General features: G+C 33.2%; 12 protein-coding genes. 8 read left to right on the top strand and 4 right to left on the bottom strand.

The window, feature by feature from the left end:
• Positions 1-173 precede the first annotated feature (173 nt).
• The 4 genes from Q0409_RS04720 to hisE all read left to right on the top strand — a co-directional run bounded on the left by Q0409_RS04720 (position 174) and on the right by hisE (position 3,956).
• The gene (locus tag Q0409_RS04720; RefSeq protein WP_298535626.1) at positions 174-1,169 is read left to right on the top strand and encodes a radical SAM protein; all 996 of its coding nucleotides are present in this window, start codon (positions 174-176) and stop codon (positions 1,167-1,169) included.
• Positions 1,170-1,425: 256 nt separating this feature from the next.
• Entirely contained in the window at positions 1,426-2,781 is a 1,356-nt protein-coding gene (gene gatB, locus Q0409_RS04725; RefSeq protein ID WP_298535628.1) for an Asp-tRNA(Asn)/Glu-tRNA(Gln) amidotransferase subunit GatB, read from the top strand.
• Between the two features lie 57 nt (positions 2,782-2,838).
• Positions 2,839-3,645 (top strand): CBS domain-containing protein, encoded by an 807-nt coding sequence (locus tag Q0409_RS04730; RefSeq protein ID WP_298535630.1) that lies wholly within the window; start codon positions 2,839-2,841, stop codon positions 3,643-3,645.
• Between the two features lie 20 nt (positions 3,646-3,665).
• Positions 3,666-3,956, top strand: a complete 291-nt coding sequence (hisE, locus tag Q0409_RS04735) for a phosphoribosyl-ATP diphosphatase (protein ID WP_298535632.1) — start codon at positions 3,666-3,668, stop codon at positions 3,954-3,956.
• Between the two features lie 100 nt (positions 3,957-4,056).
• Here the strand turns inward: hisE and Q0409_RS04740 are convergent, their stop codons facing one another.
• On the bottom strand, positions 4,057-4,698 hold the full coding sequence (locus Q0409_RS04740) for a GNAT family N-acetyltransferase (protein WP_298535634.1): 642 nt from the start codon (positions 4,696-4,698) through the stop codon (positions 4,057-4,059).
• A 98-nt stretch (positions 4,699-4,796) separates the two neighbouring features.
• Positions 4,797-5,627 carry a nickel pincer cofactor biosynthesis protein LarB gene (gene larB / locus Q0409_RS04745; RefSeq protein ID WP_298535636.1) on the bottom strand — a complete coding sequence of 277 codons (831 nt, stop codon included), beginning with the start codon at positions 5,625-5,627 and terminating at the stop codon, positions 4,797-4,799.
• Between the two features lie 214 nt (positions 5,628-5,841).
• Between larB and hypF the strand changes: the two genes are divergently transcribed.
• Positions 5,842-8,235: a carbamoyltransferase HypF gene (gene hypF, locus Q0409_RS04750; protein ID WP_298535637.1), complete on the top strand. Its 2,394-nt coding sequence runs from the start codon at positions 5,842-5,844 to the stop codon at positions 8,233-8,235.
• A gap of 119 nt (positions 8,236-8,354) precedes the next feature.
• Here hypF and Q0409_RS04755 read toward each other — a convergent pair whose 3' ends face one another.
• Together Q0409_RS04755 and Q0409_RS04760 are read right to left on the bottom strand one after the other, a co-directional pair.
• Complete coding sequence (locus Q0409_RS04755; RefSeq protein ID WP_298535639.1) at positions 8,355-8,867, bottom strand: nitroreductase family protein; 513 nt, start codon at positions 8,865-8,867, stop codon at positions 8,355-8,357.
• Positions 8,868-9,026: 159 nt separating this feature from the next.
• On the bottom strand, positions 9,027-9,533 hold the full coding sequence (locus Q0409_RS04760) for an ArsR family transcriptional regulator (protein ID WP_298535641.1): 507 nt from the start codon (positions 9,531-9,533) through the stop codon (positions 9,027-9,029).
• A 614-nt stretch (positions 9,534-10,147) separates the two neighbouring features.
• Between Q0409_RS04760 and Q0409_RS04765 the strand changes: the two genes are divergently transcribed.
• The 3 genes from Q0409_RS04765 to dnaJ all read left to right on the top strand — a co-directional run bounded on the left by Q0409_RS04765 (position 10,148) and on the right by dnaJ (position 14,519).
• Positions 10,148-10,780, top strand: coding sequence for a nucleotide exchange factor GrpE (locus tag Q0409_RS04765; RefSeq protein WP_298535643.1), 633 nt, complete (start codon positions 10,148-10,150; stop codon positions 10,778-10,780).
• A 193-nt stretch (positions 10,781-10,973) separates the two neighbouring features.
• Complete coding sequence (dnaK, locus tag Q0409_RS04770) at positions 10,974-12,872, top strand: molecular chaperone DnaK (RefSeq protein WP_298535645.1); 1,899 nt, start codon at positions 10,974-10,976, stop codon at positions 12,870-12,872.
• 486 nt (positions 12,873-13,358) lie between these two features.
• Positions 13,359-14,519: a molecular chaperone DnaJ gene (dnaJ, locus tag Q0409_RS04775; RefSeq protein WP_298535647.1), complete on the top strand. Its 1,161-nt coding sequence runs from the start codon at positions 13,359-13,361 to the stop codon at positions 14,517-14,519.
• The last annotated feature ends 529 nt before the right edge of the window (positions 14,520-15,048 follow it).

Below are 15,048 nucleotides of genomic sequence, written 5' to 3' on the forward strand. Positions count from 1 at the left end.
TATAAATTTAATTAAATCTAATATAAATCTAATATAAATCTAATATAAATTTAATTAAATCTAATATAAATCTAATATAAATCTTATAAATCTAATATAAAAATTTAATATATGAGAATAAATATAAATTATTAAAGAAAGAAGAACGAAAGGAAGAAAAACAAGGTGAAACCATGAATAATATTAACAGCATTGAAACACTTGAATTAATCACCAAAGCAAACAATCTTAGCTTAAAGAAGGGATATACTGAAATAAGCTTAGAAAGGGCTGTTTTTTTATCATGGTGGTGTGATAAGGGAGACTGCAAATTCTGCTATATGAGCACTCAAAAAAACAAGATCAAGGATCCCACTAAAGCAAAACGTAGAGTGAACAATATATTGGCAGAAGCGGAAATGTGCAGCAGACTCGGATGGAATATAGAATTCCTATCTGGAGGATACAAATCATTCACCACTTCAGAAATCAAGTCAATAGCTGAAAACATACACTCAATCACTGGGGACGGAGTTTGGCTGAACACTGGAATCACCTCTGAATTGGAAGAATACGGCTCTGAGATAAAAGGAATCACAGGTGCTGTTGAAGCTGCAAATCCAGAGTTTCAAAAGACAGTTTGCCCGAGCAAGCCTTTGGACCAAATCAGTGCTATGTTGGATAAGGCCGGAGACTTGGGATTCAAAAAAGCGATTACAATAATCTTAGGCCTTGGAGAAAGCTTTGAAGATGTGGAATACCTAAAGGACTACATCAGAGAACATAAAATTGATAGAGTGATCTTTTATTCATTAAATCCTCATCCGGAAACTGAATATGTAAACAGTTCCCAACCGGCATCATTATACTATGCTAAGGTAGTCTCTACAATAAGGCTTGAATTCCCAGACTTGGAAATCATCTGTGGAACATGGACTGACAACTTGGCGAATATAGGAATCCTCATCCTAAGCGGAGCTAATGGAATAACTAAGTTCCCACTCTTTAAGATGTTTGGTACTAAATACGGTAAAAGGGTTGAGGAAGAGGTCAAATGGACTGGAAGAACCCTTAAGGGAACATTTACAGACAAAAGCAAATTAGGTCCTGAAAAAAGTGAAATCAGTCCAGAATTGGATCAATACATTAAAAGATACATTAAGGATTCCTTGAAAAACAAATATAAATAATTCTTATTTTTTTAATTCTTTTAATAATTCTATTAATAATTCTTTAATATCTAATATTTTATATAAAGAAAATCTTTATAAATATAATAGTACATAAATTAACATAATATGAATTTATAGTTAATTAACATAACTTTTAAATAACTTTTCTTAAGTTAACTGCTTATTTCTATTAACTACTTATTCTTATTTAATTAAAAAAAACAATTAAACATAATATTTAAAAATCCTTGGAGGGATTAATATAGACGTAAATATGATGTGTGGACTTGAGATTCACGTACAACTTGAAACCGATTCAAAGTTATTCTGTAACTGTCCAACAAACTATCAAGAAGCACCAGCAAACACCAACGTTTGCCCAGTATGTTTAAACCAACCAGGTGCTAAACCATTTCCAACCAATGAAAAAGCTATTGAAAACGCTTTAATGATTTCATTGATGCTTAACTGTAAAATTGATAAAAACTTTACTTATTTCATGAGAAAACACTACGATTATCCTGACTTGCCTTGCGGATATCAGAAAACTTCTGTTCCTATAGGATACGAAGGTGAATTGAATGGTGTAAGAATCAGAGAAATTCACATGGAAGAGGATCCTGGACAATACAAACCGGATAGAGGTATTGTAGACTTCAACCGTTCTGGAATTCCACTTATCGAGATTGTAACTGAACCTGATATGCACTCACCGGAAGAAGCACGTAACTTCTTGAAAGAGCTTATCAGAGTATTGGAATACAGTGGAGGAGCTCGTGGAGAAGGTACCATGAGAGCAGATGTAAACGTTTCCATCAATGGTGGAAACAGAGTGGAAATGAAAAACATCAACTCCATTAAAGGTGCATACAAGGCATTGAACTTCGAAGTTATCAGACAGAAAAATCTCTTGAAAAGAGGTCGTGAAGTCAAACAGGAAACTAGAGCTTTCTTAGAATCACAAATGATTACCGTTTCAATGAGGGATAAGGAAAATGCAGATGACTACCGATTCATCCCAGATCCTGATTTGCCACCAATGAAAATCAGCGATGACCAAATCAACAAGGTTCTTGATGTGATGCCTGAAGCACCACACAACAAAGTGAAAAGATTTGTTGAAGAATATGGTATCGATGAGGAATCTGCAAAAGTTCTTACCTCCGAACTTGATTTAGCTCAATGCTACGAAGAAGTGGCTAAAGAAGTTGACCCTAAATTCGCAGCTAAATGGATGAGAGATGAACTTAAAAGGGTATTGACTTACAATAAGCTTGACTTTGCAGAAAGTGGAATCTTGGCAGATGACTTGATTGAATTCTTGAACATGCTATTGAATAAGGAAATCACCACAAAAGCAGGTCAAAGAATCATTGAACAAATGCCAAACAACAAGCAAACTCCAAAACAAATAGCTGAAGAGTTAGGATTGATTGGTGTAGTTAAAGATGATGAAGTTCAAGCTGCAGCAAAACAAGCGGTTGAAGAAAACCCTAAAGCTGTAGACGATTACCACAATGGTGAAAAAGGTGCATTGAACTTCTTGATGGGTCAAGTAATGAGATTAACCAAAGGAAAAGCTGACCCAAGAGAAACTGTAAAAATATTAAAAGAATTGCTTGAAGAATAAACATTCTTCAGTATTCTATTTATAATTATCAAAAATTTAATACAAGGGAGGGTGAATATGGATACAGAAAAGGCAACAGTAAGAGACTACATGACAAAAGATGTATTTACAGTAAAATATGATACTCTCAATAATGATGTTATTAAATTAATGAAGCAAACAAAGCACGACGGTTATCCGGTTGTTGATGAAGAGGGACAAATCGTTGGAATTATCACTGCATACGACTTGTTGCTAAAGGATTGGGTAACTGATCAAGTCAGTGGAATAATGTCCACAGATGTAATCGTTGCAAGAGAGGATATGCATATCAACGATGCATCAAGAGTTATGTTCAGACATGGTATTTCAAGACTTCCAGTTGTTGATAAGGAAAGACATGTAAAAGGAATCATGACCAACACAGATATTGTAAGGTCACATATTGAAAGATCAACTCCAACTAAAGTCAATGCATTTAAGGAAACCATGGAAAAGCTCTATGACATTGAAACCACATTGACAAGAGAGCAAGTCCCTGTAGAAAAAATTAGACCTACACAGGATAGGGTTTATGCAGATGAATTGCAAGGAAGAACCTATGAACTTGAAAAGGGATTGGCAGAACCAACCATTGTAGTTAAAAGTGGAGAAAGATACATTTTAGTGGATGGACACCACAGAGCAGTGGCTTCTGTAAAATTAGGTTTGGATAAGATTGATTCCTATGTTGTGGATTTCCATAAGGACATTAAGTTAGGTATGGAAAAAACCGCTGAAAAGCAAGGATTGAATTCATTTAATGACATAACCATCATTGATGACGATCAACATCCATTGATTGCACTAACTGAAACCATTAAAAATACACAACAAAAACACTGATTATAATTGGAAGTGAATTGATGGTAGATGACAAGATTTTAAGAGATGTTTATGAAGTATTGGAAAGTCGTAGAGATTCACCAATAGATTCATACACCTCCAATATCATGAAAGACAGCAATAAAAAGGCAGAGGATAAGATTCTTGAAAAAATAGCTGAAGAATGTGGAGAAACTCTCATCGCTTCTAAAAATGATGAGAATTTGATTTATGAATCTGTTGACTTGATATTTCATACATTGCTCCTTTTAGCATACAAAGGAGTGGAATTTGATGAAATTCTAGAAGAATTTGAAAGAAGAAGAAAATAATTCTTTCAATAATCATCTTCTTTTTTTATGAAAGAATAATTAGTTTGAATAATTACGAATAAAATTAAGAATTAAAAAATTAAAAATAATAGCTAAATAACTATTTGAGAATTAACTCCATATTTCGCATCCCTCTTTTTTTACCAGGAACACCGAAGGATTTTCTATTGAAGATCTTGAATCCTTTAGAGCTGTATAATCTGAATGCACCATCATTTCTAAAGTCTGCATCCAAAACCACTCTTTTGCAATCCAAATCCTTTGCAAGCTGAATCAATTGGTCCAAAGCTTCTGTCCCATAACCTTTTCCCCTTTGATTTGAGCAGATTGCCAATTCGCAAATGTAGAAGTCATCATCTTCAACATCAACCAAAACGAAATTATCCATAAAAGAGACTTTGGAAAGACCTAATGCTTCAGAGAACTTAAGGGTTCTGAATTGATTTTTTATATCTCCAAAAAGGGAATGCTGTACTCCTTTTCCACCATTGAACATTCCGATGATTTCCTTTTCCTCTGTGTCATCATCATCAAAGAAGACATAGAACAAATCATTTTCATCCACTTCGGCATCTTCTGCAAAATCAATCAAAAGCAATCTGTTTTTAATGGCTTCAACACCCTCTTCCTTTGACTTGAAAACATGCTTGAATGTTCTATAATCAACATCATAGATTAATTCAGCCACTTTATAAACATCATGAATTTCTGGATCGAAGTCTCTAAAAATCAATACAAACACCAATATCAGAATTAATAATTAAAATATTAAAATAATCACACTTGAATAATCAAAATTAATAATAAAAAATAATATAAAAAATATAAAATAAAAAATGACTATTCCTTAGACATTCTTACCTTTTTAGCAATATTTTTTGCAATTGTCAAAGCGCAAACTCCTGCACCGAATCCATTGTCAATATTGACAACAGCCAAACCGGGAGCGCAAGACTGCAACATTGAATACAATGCCGCCTTTCCATCTGCACCGATTCCATATCCTACAGATGTTGGAACAGCAATTACAGGAACATCCACCAATCCTGCAACTACAGAAGGCAATGCTCCCTCCATTCCTGCACAGACAATGAACGCACAGACATCCTCTTCAACCATGTGGGCAATCTGTGGGAATAGCCTATGGATTCCTGCAACACCAATATCATAGGAACTGATGACTTCACATCCACCCTGTTCGACGATGACTTTCGCTTCTTCAGCTATTGGAATGTCAGAGGTTCCAGCAGTCAAAAGCCCTACCTTGCCGTATTCAGAATTGAAGTCAACTAAAGAATCCTTATAGATAATAAGAATTTTAGCTCTCTTATTGTAATCAAACTTGATTCCCTTTTCAAGAAGATAATCTAAATCATTTTCCAATGATTCATACCTTTCTTTGGATAATCTTGTAATAATGATATTGTTTTTTAATTCAATTGAATCAGTATCAGATTCCTGCTTTTCAAAAAATCTTTTGATGATAGTAAGCAAATCATCATAATCCTTGCTATCTGCTAAAATAGCTTCAGGAAATCCAGTCCTATCCTTACGGGAAGTGTCAATTTGAGCCACATCATCTAATTGGCGAATGCTTTCAGCCTTTAAAAGAGTCTCACATTCTTCAATTGATATTTTGCCTTCAGCAAGACTTTTAAGAATTTCTTTCATTTTATCACAAACATTATAAAATTTATTGAAATAGATTTTTAAAATTTTATTAAATCTTAATCTCAATCGAAAATATTATATTAAAAAGATTTATAATTACTATAATATATAATTATTATATTGATTATTTATTATGATATTTTTTATGAATATTAATTATGATATTTTTTATGAATATTAATTTTTATTTATGATTTTATTTTAGATGGTGACCATGAAAACGGAAAAGGTATTGGTTGAAGGGATTGTACAGGGAGTAGGATTCAGACCCTTCGTATATAGGATAGCTACTGAATTGGAACTGGCAGGTTATGTCAGAAACTTGGGAAATGTTGTAGAGATAATTATCCAAGGTTCAGACGAGAAAATAACTGATTTCATATTCAAACTCCAGAATGAGCTTCCGCCAATAGCTAAAATAAACAATCTGGAAACTGAAGAGCTTGCAAATGATGAAAAATATGCTGATTTTACAATCAAGGAAAGTTCAGACAGTTTCTCTGGAACATCCGTCATTCCACCAGATTTGGCAATCTGCGATAAGTGCTTGGAAGAGATAAACGATCCAAACAACAGAAGATACAATTATCCATTCAATGCATGCACCGATTGCGGACCTCGTTTTACTGTAATTGAAAACGTTCCATATGACAGGGATAAGACCACTATGGATGACTTCCCATTATGCGATGAATGTGAGGTGGAATACAAAAACCCATTAGACAGACGTTACCATGCAGAAGCAAGCTGTTGTGAAGTTTGTGGACCATCTTTGGAATTGTATAAGAATGATGATCAAACTCCAGTTAAGGTTGATTGCGAAGACCCATTGGAAGAAACCGCAAAACTCCTCGATGAAGGAAAGATATTTGCAATCAAGGGAATTGGAGGAACACACTTAGTGGCAAATGTAATGCTTGAGGACACTGTAAACCTTTTAAGGGAAAGGTTAGGAAGAGAAAATCAGGCATTTGCAGTTATGAGTCCAGACATTGAAACAGTTAAAGGATATGCAATTGTATCAGATGCTGAAGAGGAAACATTATTGTCAAAGGAAAGACCTATTGTAATCCTAAAGAAGAGTGAAAACTATGATTTTGCACAGTCAGTTTCACCAGGATTGCACAATATAGGAGTGATGTTACCTTATGCACCGCTCCATCATCTTCTATTCAATCATACTGACACTCCAGCTTACATCATGACTTCAGCAAATGTTCCTGGAGAGCCAATGATGATTACAAATGAGGAAATACTCAAAAATCTCGACACAATAGCTGACTATTACCTAATTCACAACAGAAGAATATTGAACAGATGCGATGATTCTGTAGCAAGATTCAGAAACAATGAGTTAGCATTCATTAGACGTTCAAGAGGATACACACCAGAGCCTTATGACTTGAAGGGAAAATACACAAATCTCAATCCGGAATTTGACAATCTCAATATTCTTGCACTTGGACCAGAGCTTGATGTAACATTTACAATCCTCAAGAACTCAAAGGCATATGTATCACAGCATATTGGAAATACAAACAAGTACAGAACCTATGAATTCCTTCAGGAAGCAATCAAGCATATGATGAGGATTACAAAAACAGACAGTTTTGATGCAATAGCTTGCGATTTGCATCCTCAATTCTTCACCACAAAGCTTGCAAGGGAATATGCAGAGGAATATGACTGCCCATTGATACAGGTTCAACACCATCATGCTCATGGAATCTCACTATTGAATGACCATTATAATGAAAACAGCTCAAATGATGAGATGATCATTATAGCTGCTGACGGAGTAGGATATGGTGGAGACGGCAACTCTTGGGGAGGAGAAATATTATACACAAATATTGGAGACTATGAGAGAACAGCATCCCTAATGCCTCAAAAGATGCCTGGTGGAGATTTATGTACCAAATATCCTGCAAGAATGCTTGCAGCAATATTGTCTAACCCTAATAGTGACTACGAAAGTGAAAAGTACACTGAAGATTATGTGAAGGAACTCTTGAACAAGAATTACATTGACTCTTTCCAACATGGAGCGATCGAAATAAAAAGCCTATTCAGGCAATTGGAAACCAATCTCAATGTTGGAATAAACACCAGTACAGGAAGAGTTCTTGACTCCGTTTCAACTGCACTCCATATTTGTGATGAAAGAACTTATGAAGGAGAGGCTTCCATGAAATTGGAATCATATGCATATGATTACAAGGAAGAGGACACTCTAGAGGATTTCCCAATTATCATCAAGGAATACGAAGATGAAAATGGAAAAAGAATGATTCTTGACACTACAGCAATAATGAGATATGTTGTAGACAAGATTGAAGATGGAGAAAACCTTAATAAGGTAGCAGTTGCAGGTCAAAAGGCAGTGAGCATTGGACTTGCAAAGCTTGCTATAGAATCCGCTAAGGAAAAAGGAATCAAAACAATTGGTGCAACCGGTGGAGTGTTCTACAACGAGGCAATCACAGCACATATCAAGGAATATGTGGAAAATGAGGGATTCGAATTCATTCAACACATCAACTCCTGTCCTGGAGATGGTTCAGTATCATTAGGACAAGCAATTGTTGCAGGAATTAATTTAAAATAATAAAAAAATCGTTTTAAAAAATAATAATAATAATAATAATAATAATAATAATAAAAATAAAAATAAAAAAATAAAAAAAGAATAGAATAATAAAAAAAGAATAATAAAATCAATTATTCCTAAAGCTCTTTAACAAAATGTTCAATAGGATATTTTCTTGCATGAAGAGGAGCAGGTCTTGCTTTTTCAGAAGGGTATCCTATAGGAAGAAGAGCTACTGATTCTAAATTTGAAGGCAATTCAAATACTTCATCCAAAACTCTTTTATCATAACCTCTTACCCAAACTGATCCAATTCCTAAATCCCATGCTTCAAGCATCATTTGAGTAATTGCAATACTTGCATCTACAACACCAGAATCATGACCGTCAACTGCTTTCCATGAAACATCCTTATCATAACAGATAAGCAAAACTACAGGTGCATTGAAGCAATAAGGAGTTACTGTTCTTGCCTTTTCCAATGCTTCCTCACTTTTCAAAACAAAAATCCTTTGAGGTTGGTAATTTGCAGCAGTAGGTGCAACTTGAGCTGCTCTTAAAATCTTATCTAGTTTTTCGCTTTCAATTTCCTTTTGAGAGTAATGTCTAACTGAGTATCTCTCTTCTGCTAATTGTAAAAAATCTTCCATGTTAATACCTCTAATAAAATACTTTTAAAAATAGAATACTGATTTTGAATATGATTAAATTAAAAAAATAAAAAAATAATAAGAATATTATAATAAATATCTATTAATAATATAATAAACTATAAAATACTATTAATATACTAATATTATATAATAATTTTAATATCTATTATAAGTTCTTTCTAAGATATATTCTGCTCTTTCCTTTAAGTTGTCATATAAACGTATTTGGGCTTTCAATTCCTCAATAGCTTCTGTATGACCTTGGTCAATTCTCTTTTCAATATCCAATAACTTAGACCACTCATCACCAGAAGGCAATTGTTTGATATCATTATGAGGATTTAATAAATCTTCAGAAAAAGATACATTGAATGAGTTTTTAGTAATTGTAATATGCACATTCACATCATTTGGCATATCATAATACTTACGTGGACGACCTCTAACCACTTTTTTTGTTGAAGATGTTAAAATACCGACATCTTCCATAGCCCTTAAATGCTCAATGATAGCTTTCTGACCTATTTGGAGCTCTTGAGATATTTCACTAACAAATCTTGGCTCTTCCCTTAAGAGATCCATGATATCACGTCTAGTCTTACATCCCATAACATCAAGAATCGCTTCCATATCAACATCCTGTTGATTTTGGTTATGTTCCATAATTTGACCTCCATAATTTTAAAAAAGTAATTAATATTAATATTACAATTTATTTATAATTGATATTCCTATACAATATTTGAATTAATATTTTCATTAATATCTCTATACTAAAATATGGGCATAAGTATTATATTAACTTTTTGTTACTAAAAACCGAAATCTTTATATAACATTTTGTTACTATAATAAGTATAGAGAAAGATAACATTTTGTTACTTTAATATAAATTGACAAAATAAAATCTAAATCCTACGGTTATTCATTAAAAATAGAACTTAAACAAATCAAAAAATCAAAGTTCTCTTGATAAATAGCCTAAACTCAAAAAGTTATTATAAGAAACCTATAAAATTCTAATAAATAATAACAAACTGGATAAACACAAATCAAAGAACATTTCAAAATCCTCTTAAAAAAATCACACTATAAACAAAGATTTTCTTAGATTTAATACACACCTTAAATCTAAAAATCATAAAACTTTTCTATTAACCCATATAATAGAAAATCCCAAATCTAAATTCTTTGATTAAAGTCAAAATATTAAAGGAGCTTATCGCTCTCTTTCTCTTATTATAATACTTTATGATAAATTCATTAAAGGTGAATAAATGGCTAAGAAAAATAAAACTAAATCTGAAGAAGAAATTGATGAGGAAGATCAATCCAAACTTCAGGAAAAAGAAGAAAGCCCTTCTGAATCTAAAGAAGAGTCTTCACAAGAAGATGGCAAAGAAGAACCATCAAAAGAAGATGAAGGTGAAGACAGCGAATTAGATAAATTAAACAAAGACCTTGAGAGGAAAGATGAAGAAATCATAGAGCTTAAATCCCATATTCAAAGACTTCAAGCAGACTTTGATAACTTTAGAAAACAAGGAGAAAAACAAAAGCAAGACCTAATAAGATATGCAAATGAAGGCCTTATTGTAAAATTCCTTGATATCTATGAGGATATGGAAAGGGCTCTTGAAAACTCAACCAATGAAGAGGAACTTAGAGAAGGTTTGGAATTAATTTATTCTAAAATGAAAAATACTTTAGAAAAGGAAGGTGTTGAAGAGATTCCTGCAGTAGGAGAAAAGTTCGACCCATTCAAGCATGAAGCTTTGCTTACTGTAGACAGTCCAGATCATGAAAACAACGAAATCGTTGATGAACTTATGAAAGGATACACCTTAAAGGATAAGGTAATCAAATACTCTAAAGTTAGAGTTTGCAAAAAAGCTAAAAAAGAAGAATAAAAACAATAATAAAAAATAATTAAAATTCATATTTATAAATTATTTTAAAATTAAATAAAAATTAAAATTAAAATAATTTCTTTAATCAAATATTTTAAAACTAAAAAATATTTTAAATTTGAAATATTTGAAAATTAAAAAATTAAAAAATCAAAATAACTTTTATTAAAAACAAAATGTAAAGGTGAAAACTATGTCTGATACTAAAAAAGAAAAAATTATTGGAATTGACTTAGGTACTAGTAACTCTGCAGCATCTGTACTTGTTGGTGGTAAACCTACCGTTATCCCAAGTGCAGAAGGTGCAAGCCAATACGGTAAAGCATTCCCAAGTTATGTTGCATTCACTGAAGACGGTCAACAATTAGTTGGTGAACCAGCAAGAAGACAAGCTGTTACCAACCCAGAAAACACCATCAGTGCAATCAAAAGAAAAATGGGTACCGATTACAAAGTAACTATCCAAGGCAAACAATACACTCCACAAGAAATCTCTGCAAAAATCTTGCAAAAGATCAAAAAAGACGCAGAATCATTCTTAGGAGAACCTATCGAAAAGGCAGTTATTACCGTACCTGCTTACTTTGACGACAACCAAAGAACTGCAACCAAAGATGCAGGAACCATTGCAGGTCTTGATGTAGTAAGACTTGTAAACGAACCAACTGCAGCAAGTTTAGCTTACGGTATCGACAAGCAAGATGACGATGATGACGTTAACATTTTAGTATTCGATTTAGGTGGAGGTACCTTAGACGTAACCATTATGGAATTTGGTGGAGGAGTATTTGAAGTACAATCCACTAGTGGGGACACTCAACTCGGTGGTACCGACATGGACAACGCTTTAATGAACTACTTAGCAAGCCAGTTCAAAGCTGAAACCGGAATTGACTTAATGACTGATGACCAAGCAGTCCAAAGATTAAGAGAAGCAGCAGAAAAGGCAAAAATCGAATTGTCCACTACCTTAACAAGTGAAGTAAACTTACCATTCATTTGCATGGGAAATGACGGCAAACCTCACAACTTAATTAACAATTTAAGTAGAGCAAAATTAGAAGAATTAGTAGATCCTATCGTAAACAAATGTGGTCAACCTATCAAACAAGCATTAGACGATGCAAAAATGACCAAAAATGATATTGATAAAATCATCCTTGTTGGTGGACCTACCAGAATGCCAATCGTACAAAAATTCGTGGAAAACTTCATTGGAAAACCTGTAGAAAGAGGAATTGACCCAATGGAATGTGTAGCAATGGGTGCAGCTATTCAAGGTGGAGTACTCGCTGGAGAAATCAAAGACTTAGTTCTCTTAGACGTTACCCCATTATCCTTAGGTATTGAAACCTTAGGTGGAGTATCAACTACCCTTATTGAAAGAAACACTACAATTCCTGCTAAAAAATCTCAAATCTTCTCAACTGCAGCTGACAACCAACCTTCTGTAGACATTCACGTAGTTCAAGGGGAAAGAAAAATGGCAGCAGACAACACCACTCTTGGAAGATTCCAATTAGTGGGAATACCTCCTGCACCAAGAGGAATGCCTCAAATTGAAGTAACCTTCGATATTGATGCAAACGGTATTATCAATGTAACTGCTCAAGACAAAGGAACAGGTAAGGAACAATCAATTACCATCACCTCTTCAACTAAATTAACTGATGAAGAAATCGAAAAAGCAGTTAAAGAAGCTGAAATGAATGCTGAAGCAGACAAGAAGAAACAAGAAGAAATTGAAGTTAGAAACAACGCTGACTCCATGATCTACACTGCAGAAAAAACCATCAATGAAGAGGAAATCAAAGACAAAGTCTCTGATGACGAAAGATCCAACATTGAAAGATTAGTTGCAGAACTTAGAGAATTAATCAGTGGCGATGACATTGCAGCAATCAAAGAGAAAACCGATGAACTTACCAAAGTGGTTCAAGACATCGGTGCAAGAATCTACCAAGAAGCTGCAGCAGCTCAACAAGCAGCACAAGGTGCAGCTGGAGGAGCAGGTGTTGATCCTAACGCAGGAGCAGGCACACAAGATGACGATGACGGCACTATTGATGCTGAATTCGAAGAGAAAAAATAGATTTGAATCAAATTAGTGGTAGATTAAAATGATTATTAAAATATTTTAATAAGATTTTTAATCTATTTATTTTTTGATTTGTCATATTTACTTATAACCTCTCAAAAAATAGAAATAATAAATTGAATTCTTTTAGACATTCCTCCTTGATTTTTCTTAGCCACTTACAACCTTTTAATGTCTAAAGAATTCTTTTTATTAATAAAATTATTTTAAAATCGAGAGAAAGAATCAAAAACTTGTGTAAATTAAATTAAGTTTAAATATTAAAATTAACTAATAATTAATTTAGTAACTTATCATTAGTTAAAATTTAATTAAATTATTTTATTTTATGAAAAAATTGCTGATTAGGTAATTTAATTAAATTTTAATTAATAGTTCAATACTATTTTTAAAAATAAATATAAATCATTAAAAAAAATCTTTGAAAAAAATCAAGAATTAATAAATAATCAATTACAATTAATGTTTATAGGTGACGAAATGGCAGAGAAGCGTGACTATTATGAAGTTCTCGGAGTGGACAAAACCGCTGATGAGAAGGAAATTAAAAAGGCTTATCGTAAATTAGCTAGAAAATACCATCCTGACGTTGTGGAAGAGGATAAGAAAGAGGAAGCTACTGAAAAGTTCAAGGAAATCAGTGAAGCTTACGCTGTCTTATCTGATGAGGAAAAAAGATCCAGATATGACCAATTCGGTCATGCAGGTATGGAAGGCTTCTCTAATGAGGATATCTTTAGAAACGTAAACTTTGAAGACATCTTCCAAGGATTTGGAGGAGGTGGAATAGAAGACATCTTCGACTTATTCGGATTTGGCACTGGCAGATCAAGGTCTCGCAGTTCCGGCCCAAGAAGAGGAAGCGACATTTACACTGAAGTCGAAATCACCTTAGAGGAAGCGGCTAATGGTGCTGATAAGGAAGTCACTGTAAGACACGATGTATTCTGCCCAGTCTGTGACGGTTCTAAAGCGGAACCTGGAAGTGAAGTTGAAACCTGTCCGGTCTGTGGCGGTACCGGTCAAAGAAAACAAATCAGACAAAGCTTATTTGGACAAGTCATGAATGTTGTTCAATGTGGCGAATGTAATGGTACCGGTAAGATCATCAAGGAGCCATGTCACAACTGTAAAGGTAGAGGAACCGTTAAGGAAAGCAAAACCCTCAACATCAAAATCCCAGCAGGTGTTGAAAGCGGAAACCGTTTAAGAGTCTCTGGTGAAGGTAATGTTGGAGATGTTGGCGGTGGAAATGGAGATCTTTACGTTGAGATTTACATAAAAAGACACGAATACTTCGAAAGAGATGGTGCAAACCTCTACTATGAAAAGCAAATCAGTTTCGTCCAAGCAAGTTTAGGTGACACTGTAGACATTCCAACCATCAATGGAGAAGTCGAGCTTAAGATTCCACCTGGAACCCAAAGCGGAACCACATTCAGATTAAGAGACCAAGGTATGCCTTACATGAGACGTGCAGGAAAAGGTAATCTTTATGTGAACATTACTGTGGTTGTTCCTCAAAAACTCTCCAAAGAACAGAAAAAACTCTTGATTCAATTTGGAGAAATCAGTGGAGACGAAATAAAAGTCTACAAAAAGGGACTCTTTGACAAGGTCAAGGATGCCATCAATAACTAAACAAGTTAATTAAACAAATTAACTAAACAAATTAACAAAACGAATTAATTATAGATGTTTAATTTAAACATCTAATTTTCTTATTTTTTAAAATTTTATTTTTTCAAATTTTTATCTTATTATTTTCTATTTTTTTTCAATTTTTCTATTTTTACTCTAATTATTATTATCTTATTTTTCGTAAATTTTTATAAAATTTTACTAAAATTAAAAATTTTTATCCTCTTATGTAGATACTTCCAAATTAAAATAAATAATTTGGAAAATCATTCAATTTAATAAGAGTTATACATGATTAAAATATAGTTTACATATCTAACTATTATTTTAAATCTACCTTAAATCAATTAAGTTAAATGAAAAATTTTAGTGAAAAATCGTCATGTAAAAATTTAAGATTTTCATCCAGAATCATGTCAAATATTAATAATTATAAAAAACAAATAGAGTATAGTAAAAATTCAATAGGCAAGATTATGATGTACAGTATAAAAATGCGATGCTCAAAGGGAGGTCCCCATGAAGAAGG

Source organism: uncultured Methanobrevibacter sp., from assembly GCF_937898925.1.
Taxonomy (GTDB): domain Archaea; phylum Methanobacteriota; class Methanobacteria; order Methanobacteriales; family Methanobacteriaceae; genus Methanobrevibacter.